Genomic DNA, 18386 nt, shown 5'->3' on the forward strand with positions numbered 1-18386 from the left:
TTTCTATTTGTATAGTTCGATAGCTTGGGCAGCTATGCTTTGTGGTATGAGCAGCGAAGGATTTTCGCCACGCCTTATCATATCGCGCACTTGCGTGCTGCTTACATCATAAAGTCCCGTATTTACAAGTTTCACTGTAGGTGGTAGCGAGGCTGTATCGATATCGTAGCCACGTCGCGGATATATGCGGATAGGGTAGTGGCTGATGATATCATCGGCATGGTACCAACGGTCGAAGACTTGCCAATTGTCGGCACCTATGAGCAGACAGAACTGACGGTCGGGATAATCGTGCGACAGATGTTGCAGCGTGTTCCACATATACGACGGGCGCGGAAGGCTGAACTCGTAGTCGGACACTTTTATACCCTTGATACCTTCAACGGCATGGCGCGTCATGTCAAGACGTAATTTGTCGTCCAGTAGGTCGGCTGCCTGCTTAAGTGGGTTCTGTGGCGACACCATAAGCCATACCTCATCAATGGCGCCAAGGCTAAGCATAGCCTTGGCTATAGCGATATGACCATTGTGTATGGGGTTGAACGAGCCCCCGTAGATGCCCGTTCTTATCATCCCAAGAACTCCTTGATAATACCGAGAGTTTCCTCAACGGCACGGTCGAGGTCGTCGTTTACAACAATGCGGTCGAACTTAGGAGCAAACGACAGCTCAAACTCGGCACGGGCAATACGCTGCTCTATAACCTCAGGCGCGTCGGTGGCACGGCCGGTAAGGCGCTTGCGCAACTCTTCAATAGAAGGTGGTTGTATAAAGATGCTAAGGGCGCGGTCGCCATAGAACTGCTTGATGTTGCATCCGCCCTTAACATCGACATCGAACACCACGTTCTCGCCACGCGCAGCCTGTGTCTCCACTTGCTGCTTAAGTGTGCCGTAGAAGCGGTCGGTATAAACCTCCTCGTATTCGAGGAACTCGTCATTGGCAATGCGCTGTTTAAACTCCTCGGGAGAGAGGAAGAAATACTCTACACCATTCTTCTCTGTGCCACGTGGAGCACGTGAGGTGCAAGATATTGAGAATGCGAGATGCAGCTCAGGATGCTGCATTAGTCGGTTGATAATTGTACTTTTGCCGCTACCGGATGGAGCGGAGAATATTATAAGTTTGCCCATATTGGGAGTTTTGAATTTTGAATTTTGAGTTTTGAGTTGTTGCCGTAGGCAATTTTGAGTTTTGAGTTTTGAATTGTGCGCTTTGCGCATTTTGAATTATTGAGTTACGAATTCTGAATTCCTAATTGAATAATTCCTAATCGGCGCAGCCGACAATTCAAAACTCAAAATTCAAAACACAAAACTCTACAATGCGTTCAGCACCTGTTCCTTAATCTGCTCCAGCTCATCCTTCATCTTCACCACGATGTTCTGCATCTCGGCATTGTTGCTCTTAGAGCCAGTAGTATTAATCTCTCTACCCATTTCCTGGGCAATGAATCCGAGCTTCTTGCCCTGTCCGTGTCCCTCGTTCATCGTCTCGCGGAAGTAGTTGAGGTGGTTGGCAAGGCGCTGCTTCTCCTCGCTGATGTCGAGCTTCTCGATGTAGTAGATAAGCTCCTGCTCAAGGCGGTTCTTGTCGTACTCTACGTCAGGAATCTGCTTCAAGCCATCTACGATGCGAGTGCGAATTTTCTCGACACGGGCCTTCTCATAAGGCTCAATGCTGTGGAGCAGTTGTTCGATGTTGTCCACTTTCTCGGCAAACTTTTTTTGCAAGGCAGCTCCCTCCTGTGTGCGGAATGCCACAAGCTGGTCTATAGCCTCGTCTACGGCAGCACGTGCAACAGTCCATTCCTCTTCCTCAAGAGTCTCAACCTCAGTCTTTGCCGTAACGTCCGGCATACGCATAAGCGTAACAAACCAGTCTTCAGGCTCGGGTATGTTGCAGCGTTGTGCAATTGCCTTAATCTGCTGGCAGTAGTTCTCGGCTATAGCAGCGTTTATTACAGTTGCGTCGCTTGCGGCATCCTTTTCAATCCAGATAGCAAAGTCTACCTTGCCACGCAGCACACGCTGCTGTATGACTTGGCGAATCTCCATCTCCTTCTCGCGATAGAGCGGAGCGATGCGTGTAGATAGGTCGAGAGCCTTGCTGTTGAGCGACTTGATTTCGACATTAATTTTCTTTCCGTTGTAGACTGCGACAGACTTGCCGTAGCCAGTCATTGATAATATCATATCTTATGTGTGTATAAGTTATCTTGTTGGTGTATAAGTTGGCATTAGGCATTGGTGCCTAACGTGGATGCAAAAATACTTATTATTTTCCAAAGTAATGCCTATTTTGTCGTCAAAATAATCGTCTATTCAACCGAATTGTGCTATCTTTGCATCCACATATATGTATGAAGAGGCAAGCTGTTAGCCGTTGGGCGTAATTTTTTGTGTTAAAGTCCGGACGGTTAGGAGCTATAAGCCTCATATAGAACAGAAAATTATTTTTAGGATGTCGTGTATTTTGAATATTGACACGAGCACCAATGTGTGCTCTGTAGCCGTTAGTCAAGACGGCGCTTGTATTTTCTCCAAAGAAGACCATGACGGACCAAATCATGCCGTCATTCTCGGTACCTTCGTCGACGAGGCCATGTCGTTTGCCGACAGCCACGCCATACCGCTTGATGCCGTAGCTGTAAGCCAGGGACCTGGCTCGTACACCGGCTTGCGCATAGGTGCATCGATGGCTAAAGGTATCTGCTTTGGCCAGGACCTCAAGCTTATCTCGGTACCAACACTGGAGCTTATGACTGTGCCGGTGTTGCTGCGCGAGGAGGTGGAGGAGGGCGCCCTGCTATGCCCGATGATAGACGCGCGCCGCATGGAGGTATACTCGGCTGTGTACGACCGCGCCCTGAAGGAGGTGCGTGGCATACGTGCCGACGTGGTAGATGCCGACACATACAAGGAGTATCTCGACCGCGGACCGGTCTACTTCTTTGGCAATGGTGCCGAGAAGTGTATGGAGGTGATAAATCATCCCAATGCCCGTCTTATAAAAGGTGTTGAGCCTTTGGCTAAGTGGATGTATCCACTTGCAGAGCGTAGGATAGCACAGGAGAAGTTTGAGGATGTGGCCTACTTCGTGCCCTTCTACCTCAAGGACTTCGTGGCAAAGGAGTCGAAGAAACTGCTTTAGTCGCGCCCCCTCTAAACCCCGTAATAAAGAAAAAGAAACGTATGAATATAAAAGGACTCGATTATAACACCCAGCGCGAGCGTCTTGTGCTGCCAGAGTATGGACGCGAGGTACAGCAGATGGTAGACCATTGTGTGGCTCTGCCTACACGTGCCGAACGACAGCATTGTGCCGAGGCCATTGTTCGTGTTATGGAGCGTATGGCGCCACGCACAGGTGACAGCAACGACCTACAACACAAGCTATGGGACCACCTGGCACTGATGAGCAACTTCAAGCTTGATATCGACTATCCCGTCGACATAGAGCAGGCACACAAGATAATGCAGAAGCCAAAGCCTATGGCTTATCCAATGAAGCGCATACCAGTGCGCCATTATGGCAACATGATGTTTGAAGTGCTCAATATGCTGAAGGATATGCCAGAAGGCCGCGACCGTGAGGAACTTGTGCGCTTGGCTGCAAACCAAATGAAGCGCGACCTTATGTTGTGGGGGCACGGCTCAAGCGATAACGAGAAGGTGGCATCCGACTTAGCCCGATATACCGACGGAAAGGTGCAGCTCGACTTAGGCTCATTCCGCTTTGAACGTTTTGTACCTGAAGCACGTGGCATGGAGAAGAAACAACAACGCAGACGCAAATAACATATACCCATAATACAATAATATAGGCCTATGGAATCGTTTATTATTGAAGGCGGACACCCCCTAAGTGGAACCATCACACCACAAGGTGCCAAGAACGAGGCGCTTGAGGTGATTGCTGCCACGCTGCTGACCGCCGAACCAGTAAGAATAAGCAATATACCCGACATCCTTGATGTCAACAACCTTATAAAGCTGCTCGCCGACATTGGCGTGAAGGTAACTCGTAACTCGCGTAACGATTACACCTTCCAGGCAGATGACCTCAACTTAGAATTTCTTGCAAGCGACGAGTATGTAAAGAAGTGTTCGGCGCTGCGTGGTTCGGTGTTGCTTATGGGTCCGCTGCTTGGTCGCTTTGGACGTGCTATGGTGGCTCAGCCGGGTGGCGACAAGATAGGTCGCCGACGTCTGGATACCCACTTTCTTGGATTTAAGTGTCTTGGTGCCAAGTTCATCAACGACGAGGAGCGCAAGGTTTATTCTATTGAGACACGCAAGCTTAAGGGCACATATATGCTGCTAGACGAGGCTTCGGTTACCGGTACTGCCAACATCATTATGGCGGCTGTATTTGCCGAAGGCACCACAACCATATACAATGCTGCCTGCGAACCTTATATACAGCAATTGTGCCACATGCTCAACAGTATGGGTGCAAATATCTCGGGCATTGCCTCTAACCTCATAACCATCGTTGGTGTTAAGCAACTGCATGGCACCACACATCGTGTGTTGCCCGATATGATTGAGGTTGGATCCTTTATTGGTATGGCTGCCATGGTGGGCGAGGGCGTACGCATAAAGGATGTGCAGCTTAAGCACTTAGGCATTATACCCGACACATTCCGCCGTTTGGGTGTGAAGCTTAAGGTAGAGGGCGACGACATCATCGTACCAAAGCAACCACATTATGTTGTAGACTCGTTTATTGACGGTACTATAATGACAATAGCCGACGCTCCGTGGCCAGGTTTGACACCAGATCTTATCTCCGTTCTAATTGTGGTGGCAACACAGGCACGCGGTTCGGTACTTGTGCATCAGAAGATGTTTGAGAGTCGTCTGTTCTTTGTAGACAAACTTATAGATATGGGAGCACAGATTATATTGTGTGACCCGCACCGCTGTGTTATAGTAGGACACGACCGCAAGCGCCAATTGCGTGGCGGACGCATGACAAGTCCTGATATTCGTGCCGGTATAGCCCTGCTTATTGCTGCACTTGGAGCCAAGGGTACAAGCCGCATTGACAATATTGCACAGATAGACCGTGGCTACGAGGATATAGAGGCTCGACTTAACGCACTGGGCGCAAGGATTAGAAGAGAGTAGGAATAGGAGAACTTAGAAGTTGAGAAGAAATCAGAAGTTAAGGAGTTAAGCCAAATGCCATTGTGTGGCAAAGCTAATGGCTTAACTTCTGAACTCCTTAACTTCTGAATTCTCCCAAACTAAGGATATAGCCAAATATGATAAAGAAAGAAACTGTCTACAAGATAGGCAAGATAGGCAAGCCACATGGGGTGAATGGCGAGGTGTCGTTCCACTTCGACGACGATGTGTTCGACCGTACCGAAGCCGACTATCTCATACTTGAGATAGACGGTATACTGGTGCCATTCTTTATGGATGAGTATCGCTTTAAGACAGACGAGACAGCATTGGTGCTATTTTCGGACATCGACACACAGGAGAAGGCACGCAACCTTACTGGATGCGATGTGTACTTTCCGCGCGAGCATAGCGACGCCGACGCCGAATCGTTGTCGTGGGCGGCTATAGTGGGATTCCATGTGATAGATGCCAAGACCGGAAAGGCGGTGGGCGAGATACACTCTGTGGACGATTCTACCATAAACACGCTCTTTGAACTTGAGACACTTGATGGCAACGACTTGCTTGTTCCAGCAAGCGACGAGCTTATAAGTGCTGTTGATACCGAGCATCAAACCATAACAATGGAGCTGCCTGAGGGCTTGCTCGAAATATAATAAAACATCCGATTATGAAAAAACAAATATGCATCCTTGGCTCTACCGGCTCTATCGGAACCCAGGCCTTGGATGTAATACAGCAGCATAGCGACCGCTACGAAGTGTATTGCCTTACTGCTAACAACCGCTACGAGATGCTTGCCGATCAGGCAAGACGCTTCAGACCGGCTGCTGTGGTGATAGGCAACGAACAGCACTACGAGGCGTTGAAGGCTTTGCTTGCCGACTGTCCGGAGGTAAAGGTGTATGCCGGAGCTAAAGCTATTGACGAGATTGTTGAGGCTCAGCCTATAGACATGGTGCTAACAGCTATGGTGGGTTTCGCTGGACTGTCGCCTACGATACATGCAATAAAGGCACGCAAGACAATTTGCCTTGCTAACAAGGAAACACTTGTGGTTGCCGGCGAACTGATATGCCAACTGGCTGCTCAGTATCATGTCAATATTCTGCCTGTCGATAGTGAGCACTCTGCAATATTCCAGAGCATAGTGGGCGAGGGCAACAGCCCTATCGACAAGATATTGCTCACGGCTTCGGGCGGTCCGTTCCGCAATTATACGCTCGAACAGATGCGCGGCGTAAAGGCGGCAGATGCCCTAAAGCACCCAACATGGAAAATGGGAGCCAAGATAACCATCGACTCGGCGTCGATGATGAACAAGGGTTTTGAAGTGATTGAGGCCAAATGGCTCTTTGGAGTAGAGGCAGACAAGATACAGGTGCTTGTACATCCACAGTCGATTGTACACAGCGCGGTGCAGTTTGTCGATGGTGCCGTTAAGGCACAGCTCGGTGTGCCAGATATGCGCTTGCCTATACAGTATGCCTTCTCATTTCCGGAGCGTTTGCCGTTGAATGGCGACAGACTCAACCTCTTTAGCCAACCACTGGAGTTCTTTGAACCAGATATGCAGAAGTTCCGCTGTTTGCATATGGCATACGAGTCGATACGTAAGGGTGGCAATATGCCGTGCATAGTCAATGCTGCCAACGAGGTGGTGAACGAGGCTTTCCGTAAGGATCGTTGCGGATTCCTCGATATGGGTGACATCATAGAACGCACAATGCAGAAGGCAACGTTCATAGCAAAGCCTACCTACGACGACTACTTTGCAACGGATGCAGAGGCACGTCGCATAGCTGGCGAGATGCTTGACTCTTAAGAAATAAAAACTTAAAAACAATACATAAAATAAGAAATGGAAATATTCCTTATCAAATTGCTGCAATTCTTGCTGGCAATCTCTTTGCTTGTGTTGCTCCATGAGGGCGGACACTTCTTTTTTGCTAAGCTCTTTGGTATAAGAGTGGAGAAGTTCTATCTCTTCTTCGACCCCTACTTCCACTTGTTCGAGTTTAAGCCCAAGAACAGTGAAACTACATACGGCATTGGATGGCTTCCGCTTGGTGGCTACTGCAAGATTGCGGGTATGATAGACGAGTCGTTTGACACCGAACAGATGAGCAAGCCTGCCGAATCGTGGGAGTTTCGCTCTAAACCGGCATGGCAACGACTGCTCGTTATGCTGGGAGGAGTGCTTGTAAACTTCCTGTTGGCACTCTTCATATATGCAATGTGTCTCTTCACTTGGGGCGACAACTATGTCAAGACCAAGGATATGACATTGGGTATGAAGTTCAGCAAGGAGGCTAAGGCTCTTGGATTTCAAGACAACGACATACTTGTAGGTACCGACCTGGGCGAGTTTAAGAAGTATGGACCAGATGTGTTCCGCGACATGGCACGTGCCAAGGAGGCTTACGTGATACGTGGAGGTAAGCAGATAACTGTAAGTCTGCCAGGCGACCTTGACTTGCTGGAGATGTTTAAGTCGGTTCCTCCTTTCATGGCAGAGTTTAGAGAAGCAAGTGTAGACAGCGTGGCACGTGGCTCGCTTGCACAACAGATGGGTTTGCGCAAGGGCGACCGCATTGTGGCTCTTAACGGTGTGAAGCTTTCTTCTTACAACGACTTTATGTACGAGGTAGGTCGCATTAGCGATGTGTTGGCATATGCCAAGACACATGCCGACAGCCTTAAGGCTCTGAGCGTGAACTTAATCCTTGTGCGCAATGCCAACGGACGTGCTTGCACCATCAATACACACGGGGTGCTCAAGACATCCGACAATGAGCAAGAGAACCTAAAGTTTGGCTTCTATCCAAAGCAGCCCAACTATAAGATAACACACATCGATTATGGATTCTTCGAGAGTTTCCCTGCTGGTGTTAAGTATGGCTGCAACGTATTGGGTGGCTATGTAGGCGACATGAAGTATCTGTTCTCAGCAGAGGGAGCCAAGTCTCTTGGCGGATTTGGTGCCATAGGCAATATGTTCCCGGCAGAGTGGGACTGGCACATGTTCTGGCTTATGACAGCCTTCCTTAGCATCATCCTTGCCTTTATGAATATTCTGCCTATCCCGGCACTTGACGGTGGACACGTGCTGTTCCTTATCTATGAGATGATAACACGTCGCAAGCCGTCGGAGAACTTTATGATACGTGCCGAGTATATCGGCATAGGCATATTGATGCTGCTTATGCTTGTGGCAAATCTTAACGATGTGCTACGCTGGCTACACATTATGTAGTGCTATACCTTATTATATATATACATATTATATATACATATAATGGATGCAAAGCTTAGGGGTACAGTCTGCGGCATAGCCGCAGCTGTGTTCTATGGCACCAATCCGTTGGGTGCTATGAATCTGTATGCCGACGGAATATCAACCAACTCCACCTTGTTCTACCGTTTCGGCATAGCCGTGATAATATTAGGTGTTATGATGGCAGTGCAGCGAAAATCTTTTGCGTTGACACGTCGCGAGTTGGTTACGTTGGCTATATTGGGAGTGTTTATGAGTACATCGTCGACAACGCTCTACTTTAGTTTCAACTTTATGGATGTGGGCATCGCCTCCACACTACTCTTTGTCTATCCCGTGATGGTGGCCGTGATAATGGCAACCTTTTTTCACGAGAAGGTAACGGCGGCTACAGGTATAGCCATATTGCTATCGCTTGCTGGCATAGCCTTGCTCAATCAGACGGGCGACGGCACATCGCTCAGCTTGTGGGGCGTAATGCTTGTAATGCTTTCGTCGTTGACGTATGCCATCTATATAGTAGTGGTAAACAAGTCGTCGCTGCGAATGTCGTCGGTCAAGCTTACATTTTATGTGTTGCTCTTCGGCTTGTTTACAATATATGGTTATACGCTTGCAATGGGCGAGACGGTGCAGCTGTTGGTTACACCCAAGCAGTGGCTATATGCCACACAGCTTGCCCTGATGCCTACGGTGCTCTCGCTTGTACTTATGGTGATAGCCGTGCACGATATCGGCTCAACACCTACAGCCATTATGGGAGCTATAGAGCCTATAACAGCAGTGGCTATTGGTGTGCTAGTATTTGGTGAGAACTTTACCCCACGACTCGCCATAGGCATCGTGCTCATCCTAACAGCGGTATTGTTGATTATTGGTGGCAAGGAAATGTCGCCGCACAAAATAACATTGGCTATAAGCAGAGTTGGCAAACGACTCGCTAAGACATGGCGTTGGAAGTCGTAGACTTCCAACGTTTTTTTGTTTTATAGATATATGAAGACACATTTTATTGTTAATATTGTAGCTTTTTGCAACTTCTTCGTCTAATTCAACGTCAAATACATAGTATGATTCATTTAAGAGATATAAACAAAACTTACCAGGGAGCACAGCCGTTGCATGTGCTCAAAGGTATAAACCTCGACATTGCCGAGGGCGAATTTGTGTCTATTATGGGAGCGTCGGGTTCGGGCAAGTCTACCTTGCTCAATATTCTCGGAATACTCGACAACTATGATACGGGCGAGTATTTGCTGGCAGGCAATCTGATAAAGAACCTATCCGAAACACGCGCCGCCGAATACCGCAACCGTATGATAGGCTTCATCTTCCAATCGTTCAACCTCATAGGATTTAAGACAGCAGTGGAGAATGTGGAGCTACCTCTCTACTATCAAGGTGTGTCGCGCCGCACCAGGCACAAGCTTGCTATGGAATGGCTCGACCGATTGGGCTTGACGCAGTGGGCAGAGCATTATCCTAACGAGATGTCGGGCGGACAGAAGCAACGTGTGGCTATAGCGAGGGCACTGAAAAAGTTAGCCCTTTAAGACTTTATTCCACTCTTTTAAATAAAAAAGCAGATTGCATTAAACATTATGTCGGTTTTGCAATCTGCTTTTAATTTGCTTTGATATGGTCTAATATACAGCCTTATAGAGGATGTAGGGCACTTATGTCACAAGTGTATAATTCTTCTAATTATTCTTAGCTTAGTCTCAATATTCTTTTGATATTTACGGCAAATATTGTCATTGCGCCTTGCATTTGCATACAATCTAGCCCATACGACAATGCCTTATCATAGCCGTATACCTGTTTTAACTCCGAATTTTTTGCCTCTATCTTGTATCTCTGGCGGGCTATTTCTTTAAATTCTTGTGTCTTCTGAAACTCCAGTTGTCTTTTATGTTCTCCTTTCTTGATAGGTACACTATAGGTCTTGCTTTTAGCTCCATCCTTGTAGCATCCGTTTCTTCGTGAGCAAGTCTTGCATTTATCCACATCAAAGAAATAAGTCATGGATTGATTCCAGTTCCTATTCTTTCCCATTATTACTTTTCTGATTGCCATATGGCCAGCAGGACAAACAAACATGCCTGCATCCTTGTTGTAATCAAAATTGTCTTCACTCTTTCTAAATCCACTACTAATAGACGGATGTAATTTGGACACCAAACGAAATCCCCTCTCTTCATCTTCTGCCAGTTTGAGGTTCTTGCAGCCAGAATATGCGGTATCACCAACAACCGTGTCAACCTCCATTCCGTTCTTTCTGCTTTGCTCAACAAGCTCTTCCAACTGAGGCCCGTCACCCTTCTCGCCAGATGTGACTGTGGCAGCAGTTATGATACGCTCATCACTCATTGCGATGTGAGTCTTGTAACCGAAGAACGACGTGTCTTCTGTCTTATGCCCAACACGTGCGTCTGTATCCTTTGAGGTTGTATAGTGGTCTTCTATGTCCGCAAGCGTCTCCTTTAGCATATTTAGTCGCTGTTTTACTGCGGGCACTTCCGAAAGGCAGGAATCCGAGGTGATATGATTTAGAAGGTCCTTGGTATAATCCAACTCATGAACAAGGTCATCGTCTTCATTCTTAGCCGGAAGTGTTTCCTTTATATTATCATCCATGGCATAAAGCGCCTTGCGGAGTTGCTTCGAACGGAGTTTCAGTATCTCAACTGGTGAATACGGATTTGACCTGGCTTTTGTATGAGTCGAATCTACAATAATAGTCTTTGATGTGATGATTCCTTTCTCTATTGCTATCTCTACAGTTTTTTTGATAAGCAGGTTCATAAGATCCGTGTCTTTCAGGCGTAATCTGCGAAACTTACAAAGACTGCTTGGATTGATAACGCCTTCCTCAGGAGTCATATCAAGAAAATACTTAAACGACATGTCATAACGGGAACGCTCTACAACATCCACGTCAGATATATCGTATATTGTCTTCAATAGAAGATATTTGAACATACGAATGGGCGATTCAGCTGTACGGCCGTTATCAGGACAATATTTTTTGACCAGCTCCTGATAGACACAGCTGAAGTCTATCAGGTTATTAATACGGCGGATATCGCTGTCCCGGGGGTCCACTATATCATAAAGTGAGCTATATTCACTGAGTGGAAGTTGTTGTTGTGACAGCATAAGTACCTTGGATTTTATTCCTTAAAGGTACAAAAAAATCTGCACATAGCCAAATTATGTGCAGATTATAATTGATAAATATATCGCAAGGGACTTTTTCAGTGCCCTCGGCTATAGCACGTGCACTTATAACCAAGCCACAGATTATCCTGGCAGACGAGCCTACAGGCGCCCTCGACTCGAAGACGAGTGTGGAGGTGATGGAGCTGCTTAAGAAGATAAATGCCGAAGAGAAGGTTACGACGGTTGTGGTGACGCACGAGAGCGGTGTGGCTAACGAGACCAACAAGATTGTACATATAAAGGACGGACTGATAGGAAGCATTGAGGAAAATCTTGACCACAAGGCAAGTCCGTTTGGCATCAACGGAATAATGAAATAGAGGTTGGTTTTAAACTAATAATTAGAATACTCATAATGCGCGATATTTTTATTGAGATATGGACCACTGTCAAGCACAATCGCTTGCGCACGGCACTTACAGGATTCTCTGTGGCGTGGGGTATATTCATACTTATCGTTCTGTTGGGAGCTGGCAACGGACTGATAAACGGAATAATGGGCAACAGGATGAATGTGCTAACCAACTCGATGTCGATATACGGAGGACAGACATCGAAGGCGTACGACGGCCTGGGCGAGGGACGAAACGTTGAGCTTAACGACAAGGACCTTGCCATAACCCGGCACGGATTCGAGAGCAACATCGACGATGTGGGCGCGGAGATAGAGAAGAGCGGGCTGAATATAGCCTATGGCGACAACTACTCGACGGGCGTAAGCGTCAATGGCGTGTACCCCAACGATGTGGATATCAATAAGCGCGATATGCTATGCGGACGCTTTCTTAATGCACTAGATATTGAGCAAAGGCGCAAGACCATCGTCGTATCGCAGGGATTGGCAAAGGAGCTTATGCCACATGCCCCGCTTAACCTTAATGGACGTGTGGTGAAGGTGGACAACTTGGCATTCACCGTTGTAGGCATATACGATAGCGACAAGAGCCGGATGGATAATATGGCGTTCATACCCTTCAGCACGTTCCGCTCTATATACAACAGTGGCGACAAGACCGGCAACATTGTATTCTCCTTCCACGGACTGAAGACGGAGGAGGAGAACGAGCAGTTTGAAGCTGCCTATCGTGCCCGTGTCAACCGCAATCATAGGGCGGCACCCGACGACGAGAACTCGATATGGATATGGAACCGATTTACACAGGACTTGCAGCTCAACACGGCTACTGACATCATCAATACGGCTCTGTGGATTGTGGGGCTCTTTACCTTGCTGTCGGGCATCGTGGGTGTGTCGAACATCATGCTTATTACGGTGAAGGAGCGTACACACGAGTTTGGTATACGCAAGGCCATAGGTGCCAAGCCGTGGTCTATATTGCGGCTAATTATCGTAGAGAGTGTTGTCATTACAACCTTCTTTGGATATATAGGTATGGTGCTCGGCATCGCCGCAACGCAGTATATGAACTCGGTGGTGGGACATACAACGGTGGATAACGGACTGTTTAAGGCTCAGATATTTGTCGACCCTACCGTAAGCATCGGCGTATGTGTACAGGCTACAATTCTGATGGTTGTAGCAGGAACCATTGCCGGACTTATTCCGGCACGAAAGGCAGCCAAGATTAGACCTATCGAGGCACTAAGGGCAGAGTAGACAAGGAGTTTTTTTTACTTGTTACTGGTAGCATATTGAAGATATGCAGAACTTGAATTAATAATCAAATGATAAATATGGCTTATGGATTTTGATTCTTTCTCCGAAATACTTAATGTTCTAACTCGCAACAAGTCGCGAACATTCCTTACAGGCTTCGGCGTGTTTTGGGGCGTGTTTATGCTTGTGGGGCTTGTTGGGGGTGGCGACGGACTGAAGGAGATACTAAACAATAACCTTGCAGGATTTGCCACAAATTCGGCTGTGGTGTGGGCTCAGCCTACCACCAAGCCATATCATGGCTTTAGAAAGGGACGGCAGTGGACACTCAACTACGATGACATTAAACGTCTGCGGGCTCATGTGCCCGAGCTGGATGTCATCACCCCTACAATATCACGGTGGGGTGCCAATGCCACTCACGACGACCGTTCGGCATCGGGCATCATCAAAGGTGTGCTGCCCGAAATGCAGAAGGTTAGCGAGCCCAAGATGATGTATGGACGATACATCAATCAGATGGACATCAGTCAGGGACGAAAGGTGTGCGTAATAGGCAAACAGGTGTATAAGAGTCTGTTCCCGAAGGGGGGTGACCCGTGTGGAGATGTTATTCGTATCGACTCGGTTTACTTCTGTGTTGTGGGTGTAAACTATTCGGACGGAAACATGAATGTCAATGGCAACGACCAACAGGCGGTGTTTCTGCCACTGTCGCTCGTTCAACAGATATACAACCGCGGACACAACGTTGACATTATATGTGTAACAGGAAAGCCTGGAGTGGTGATGAGCGACATCACCGACAAGATACGCCATGTTATAGCCAAGGCGCATGATGTGGCACCCGACGACGAGAAGGGTGTGATGGTGTTCAATACGGAGATGATGTTCTCTATGGTGGACAATATGTTTCGCGGTATCAATATGCTTATCTGGCTCGTTGGCATAGGCACGCTGCTTGCCGGAGCTATAGGCGTGTCTAACATCATGATGGTTACAGTGAGAGAACGAACCGTGGAGATTGGCATCAGGCGTGCTATCGGTGCGACACCACGCAATATACTATTGCAGATTATTCAGGAGAGTATTCTGCTTACGTCGATAGCCGGAATGAGCGGCATCCTCTTTGTGGTGCTTGTGCTGCAGGGGCTTGAGATGGCTAATACTACGGACGGTGTGGCTGCTGCCCACTTCCAAATAAGCTTCTGGACAGCCATTGGCGCTGTGGTTCTGCTGTCGGTGCTCGGCGTGCTTGCTGGTCTGGCTCCTGCCTTGAGGGCTATGAGTATAAAGCCAGTGGATGCTATGAGGGACGAGTAGGGGATAAGCCTGCGCAACTTTAATTACTTACGTGAAAATCAATAAAAAATGAAACGATACTTTAAATTCATCCTTTTGGCTCTTATAGCCATTGTGTTTATCGGAACATTCGTGTTCTTGTATATAAAGTCGCAGCCGCAGCCGGTTGTATATGACGAGTTTACACCTAAAACTATGGATATCCGCAAGACCACTGTCGTTACGGGTAAGATAGAACCACGCAACGAGGTGAACATCAAACCACAGATATCGGGCATTATTACCGAGATTCTGAAGGAGGCTGGCGACAAGGTTGAGGCTGGCGAGGTGATAGCCAAAGTTAAGGTGATACCGGATATGGGGTCATTAAGTTCGGCTCAGTCGCGTGTGCGTCTTGCCAATATCAATGAGAAGCAGGCTCGTACCGACTATGAACGCGAGAAGATTCTGTATGACAAAGGACTCGTTTCGGCAGACGAGTACGACAAGATTGCGCAGACATGGCGCCAGGCTCGTGAGGAGGTGGCTGCCGCTCAAGACAATTTGGAGGTGGTGCGCGATGGCGTGTCTAAATCTAATGCGTCAGAATCGTCAACGCTTGTACGTTCGACTGTTACCGGACTGATTCTTGACATACCCGTTAAGGTGGGCAACTCGGTTATCCTCTCCAACACCTTTAACGATGGCACAACAATAGCAACGGTTGCTAATATGAACGACCTTATCTTCCGAGGAAATATCGATGAGACAGAGGTTGGACGCCTTGTCACGGGTATGGCAATGAAGATTACTATCGGTGCATTGCAGAATCTTAAGTTTGATGCGCAGCTGGAGTATATCTCTCCGAAGGCTATCGACCAGAATGGAGCCAATCAGTTTGAGATAAAGGCGGCTGTAAAGGTACCGGCAAGCGGTGAGCAGATTCGTAGTGGATACAGCGCCAATGCCGAGATTGTGCTTGCCGAGGCTAAGAATGTGATGTCGGTGCCAGAGAGTGCGATAGAGTTTGAGGGTTACAACACCTATGTATATGTAGCAAAGGGAACAGGCGACAAGAAGACTTATGAACGTCGCAAGGTTGTTACTGGTCTGTCGGACGGTATCAACATAGAGATAAAGAGTGGTGTGTCGGCTAAGGATCGCGTTAGAGGTCCGAAGAAGATAAGCACGGATGAACCTAAATAAAAAGCTTAAGATTTAGTGGCTTATACACGGTAACTATAAGGTAATAAAGGCGATATGCGGCTGCGAAAGTAATAAAATAGCTTAATTTCTTTGGTATTTAAGAAAAAAGCATTACTTTCGCAGCCGTAAACATAAATTGTATAAAGCATTATATATCAACGGCTAACTTGATTAGTGTCCTGATATGGACATATCAACCTAAACTCTACTTACGCAATCGGCGAAGCAGTCATTCCTTGATCGGTTTTTGGCTCCATGTCCCTTTAGCGTAGACAAAAAGAAATAATCACGAGTTTTTATTGTTGGCTGGATAGTTGCAGAGGGCGTCTGCAACTTCAAGAGTGTCTGGGGTCGGGTACCTTGGATATACTTGTTAGCGACATTTTTCCACAGTGTCGTCTCGTGAGGCGTAAAAAATGTGTAAAGATGTCAGCAAGGAGTTATTGCACCTATACGTAACGAAGCTTTTTTGGTGTTATAGTTTGATGCATTTTTTCTTGCTCTATAATATATATAATAATGTGTATGGCAATACAAATATACTTTTATTGCAAATAGATGTTAAAACGCAAATAATTTGTATATTTTTCTTGTCAAAAGTTTTGGCGGTTCAAGGAAAAGTAATACCTTTGCATCCGCTTACGAGAAACAACAACACCTCAAGCAAAACGAGAATTAGTTGTATTTCTGTAGGCGAAAAAAGATAAAGAAAGAGTTCTTTGAAAAGATTTACATAAGACAGATAAAGTAGTACAAGAAGCGAGAATGATGAAACACTCATTCTTGGGTAGAAGAAAAACGAACCGTCAAGTTTGTTTGACTTTAAACTTTAATTTGGAAGCTCGTTCTGAAACAGATACAAACAAATGCCGCCTTAGTAATAGGGTAGCAGTAAAAGATATTTTACAATGTAGAGTTTGATCCTGGCTCAGGATGAACGCTAGCTACAGGCTTAACACATGCAAGTCGAGGGGCAGCATGACGATAGCTTGCTATTGTTGATGGCGACCGGCGCACGGGTGAGTAACGCGTATCCAACCTGCCCTTGTCCATCGGATAACCCGTCGAAAGGCGGCCTAACACGATATGCAGTTCTCTGCAGGCATCTAACGAGAACGAAATGTGAAGGAGAAGGATGGGGATGCGTCTGATTAGCTTGTTGGCGGGGTAACGGCCCACCAAGGCGACGATCAGTAGGGGTTCTGAGAGGAAGGTCCCCCACATTGGAACTGAGACACGGTACAAACTCCTACGGGAGGAAGCAGTGAGGAATATTGGTCAATGGACGGAAGTCTGAACCAGCCAAGTAGCGTGCAGGAAGACGGCCCTATGGGTTGTAAACTGCTTTTATACGGGGATAAAGTGAGCCACGTGTGGCTTATTGCAGGTACCGTATGAATAAGGACCGGCTAATTCCGTGCCAGCAGCCGCGGTAATACGGAAGGTCCGGGCGTTATCCGGATTTATTGGGTTTAAAGGGAGCGTAGGCCGTTTGTTAAGCGTGTTGTGAAATGTCGGGGCTCAACCTGGGCATTGCAGCGCGAACTGGCAGACTTGAGTGCGCGGGAAGTAGGCGGAATTCGTCGTGTAGCGGTGAAATGCTTAGATATGACGAAGAACTCCGATTGCGAAGGCAGCCTGCTGTAGCGTAACTGACGCTGAAGCTCGAAAGCGTGGGTATCGAACAGGATTAGATACCCTGGTAGTCCACGCGGTAAACGATGGATGCTCGCTGTTTGCGTCTGACGTAAGCGGCCAAGCGAAAGCGTTAAGCATCCCACCTGGGGAGTACGCCGGCAACGGTGAAACTCAAAGGAATTGACGGGGGCCCGCACAAGCGGAGGAACATGTGGTTTAATTCGATGATACGCGAGGAACCTTACCCGGGCTTGAACTGCAGGCGAACGATTCAGAGATGATGAGGCCCTTCGGGGCGCCTGTGGAGGTGCTGCATGGTTGTCGTCAGCTCGTGCCGTGAGGTGTCGGCTTAAGTGCCATAACGAGCGCAACCCTTGCTCTCAGTTGCCATCGGTTAAAGCCGGGCACTCTGTGAGGACTGCCTCCGCAAGGAGTGAGGAAGGTGGGGATGACGTCAAATCAGCACGGCCCTTACGTCCGGGGCTACACACGTGTTACAATGGCATGTACAGAAAGCGGGCCGTATGCAAATACGGTCGAATCCCTAAAACATGTCTCAGTTCGGACTGGGGTCTGCAACCCGACCCCACGAAGCTGGATTCGCTAGTAATCGCGCATCAGCCATGGCGCGGTGAATACGTTCCCGGGCCTTGTACACACCGCCCGTCAAGCCATGAAAGCCGGGGGCGCCTGAAGTCCGTAACCGCAAGGATCGGCCTAGGGTGAAACCGGTGATTGGGGCTAAGTCGTAACAAGGTAGCCGTACCGGAAGGTGCGGCTGGAACACCTCCTTTCTGGAGAACGAGCAAGTCGTGAAAGTGAAAAGGTAAAAGTGAAAAGTGAAAAATCCGATTGCTTTACTAATCACAGGACAACAAACAAGAGATGGTCATTCAAATGGTTTGGTTGACTTCTCCCACGCTTCTTGGCGCACTGTCTTACTAAATAGGGAAATAACTATACAATTTAATTAATAATTGTCGGAGTACAAAAAGGTTCAAGTCCT

At 47.5% G+C, this 18386-nt stretch carries 14 protein-coding genes, 1 rRNA gene and 2 pseudogenes; 13 read left to right on the forward strand and 4 right to left on the reverse strand.

Annotation, left to right across the window (positions count from 1 at the left end; genetic code table 11):
• Positions 1–3: 3 nt before the first annotated feature.
• The 3 genes from nadD to C9991_RS04520 form a co-directional block, all read right to left on the reverse strand.
• A complete protein-coding gene (nadD, locus tag C9991_RS04510; protein WP_106811387.1) occupies positions 4–573 on the reverse strand; it encodes a nicotinate (nicotinamide) nucleotide adenylyltransferase in 570 nt (189 codons plus the stop codon).
• On the reverse strand, positions 570–1133 hold the full coding sequence (gene gmk, locus C9991_RS04515; RefSeq protein ID WP_198643745.1) for a guanylate kinase: 564 nt from the start codon (positions 1131–1133) through the stop codon (positions 570–572). Before gmk ends, nadD begins: the two co-directional genes overlap by 4 nt.
• Positions 1134–1319: 186 nt before the next feature.
• Positions 1320–2195, reverse strand: a complete 876-nt coding sequence (locus C9991_RS04520) for a YicC/YloC family endoribonuclease (RefSeq protein ID WP_106811389.1) — start codon at positions 2193–2195, stop codon at positions 1320–1322.
• A gap of 268 nt (positions 2196–2463) precedes the next feature.
• Here C9991_RS04520 and tsaB point away from each other — a divergent pair, with 268 nt between their 5' ends.
• The 8 genes and pseudogenes from tsaB to C9991_RS04560 form a co-directional block, all read left to right on the forward strand.
• On the forward strand, positions 2464–3153 hold the full coding sequence (gene tsaB / locus C9991_RS04525) for a tRNA (adenosine(37)-N6)-threonylcarbamoyltransferase complex dimerization subunit type 1 TsaB (RefSeq protein WP_106811390.1): 690 nt from the start codon (positions 2464–2466) through the stop codon (positions 3151–3153).
• Positions 3154–3194: 41 nt separating this feature from the next.
• Positions 3195–3800, forward strand: coding sequence for a DUF4290 domain-containing protein (locus tag C9991_RS04530; protein WP_106811391.1), 606 nt, complete (start codon positions 3195–3197; stop codon positions 3798–3800).
• Between the two features lie 30 nt (positions 3801–3830).
• Positions 3831–5135: a UDP-N-acetylglucosamine 1-carboxyvinyltransferase gene (murA, locus tag C9991_RS04535; RefSeq protein ID WP_106811392.1), complete on the forward strand. Its 1305-nt coding sequence runs from the start codon at positions 3831–3833 to the stop codon at positions 5133–5135.
• 137 nt (positions 5136–5272) lie between these two features.
• The gene (rimM, locus tag C9991_RS04540) at positions 5273–5794 is read left to right on the forward strand and encodes a ribosome maturation factor RimM (protein WP_106811393.1); all 522 of its coding nucleotides are present in this window, start codon (positions 5273–5275) and stop codon (positions 5792–5794) included.
• 14 nt (positions 5795–5808) lie between these two features.
• On the forward strand, positions 5809–6963 hold the full coding sequence (locus C9991_RS04545; RefSeq protein WP_106811394.1) for a 1-deoxy-D-xylulose-5-phosphate reductoisomerase: 1155 nt from the start codon (positions 5809–5811) through the stop codon (positions 6961–6963).
• Positions 6964–6999: 36 nt separating this feature from the next.
• On the forward strand, positions 7000–8394 hold the full coding sequence (rseP, locus tag C9991_RS04550) for an RIP metalloprotease RseP (RefSeq protein ID WP_106811395.1): 1395 nt from the start codon (positions 7000–7002) through the stop codon (positions 8392–8394).
• 42 nt (positions 8395–8436) lie between these two features.
• The gene (locus tag C9991_RS04555; RefSeq protein ID WP_106811396.1) at positions 8437–9381 is read left to right on the forward strand and encodes a DMT family transporter; all 945 of its coding nucleotides are present in this window, start codon (positions 8437–8439) and stop codon (positions 9379–9381) included.
• A 104-nt stretch (positions 9382–9485) separates the two neighbouring features.
• Positions 9486–9950, forward strand: a pseudogene (locus C9991_RS04560) (ABC transporter ATP-binding protein); the annotation flags it as partial.
• Positions 9951–10125: 175 nt separating this feature from the next.
• Here C9991_RS04560 and C9991_RS04565 read toward each other — a convergent pair.
• Positions 10126–11574: an IS1182 family transposase gene (locus C9991_RS04565; RefSeq protein ID WP_106811397.1), complete on the reverse strand. Its 1449-nt coding sequence runs from the start codon at positions 11572–11574 to the stop codon at positions 10126–10128.
• A 110-nt stretch (positions 11575–11684) separates the two neighbouring features.
• Here C9991_RS04565 and C9991_RS04570 point away from each other — a divergent pair.
• The 5 genes and pseudogenes from C9991_RS04570 to C9991_RS04590 form a co-directional block, all read left to right on the forward strand.
• Positions 11685–11957 (forward strand): annotated as a pseudogene (locus C9991_RS04570) (ABC transporter ATP-binding protein); the annotation flags it as partial.
• Between the two features lie 35 nt (positions 11958–11992).
• Complete coding sequence (locus tag C9991_RS04575; RefSeq protein WP_106811398.1) at positions 11993–13255, forward strand: ABC transporter permease; 1263 nt, start codon at positions 11993–11995, stop codon at positions 13253–13255.
• Positions 13256–13339: 84 nt separating this feature from the next.
• A complete protein-coding gene (locus tag C9991_RS04580; protein ID WP_106811399.1) occupies positions 13340–14578 on the forward strand; it encodes an ABC transporter permease in 1239 nt (412 codons plus the stop codon).
• A 48-nt stretch (positions 14579–14626) separates the two neighbouring features.
• Complete coding sequence (locus C9991_RS04585; protein ID WP_106811400.1) at positions 14627–15742, forward strand: efflux RND transporter periplasmic adaptor subunit; 1116 nt, start codon at positions 14627–14629, stop codon at positions 15740–15742.
• Positions 15743–16647: 905 nt separating this feature from the next.
• A 16S ribosomal RNA gene (locus C9991_RS04590) occupies positions 16648–18174 on the forward strand.
• Positions 18175–18386: the final 212 nt, after the last annotated feature.

This window comes from Prevotella merdae, assembly GCF_900290275.1.
Taxonomy (GTDB): domain Bacteria; phylum Bacteroidota; class Bacteroidia; order Bacteroidales; family Bacteroidaceae; genus Prevotella; species Prevotella merdae.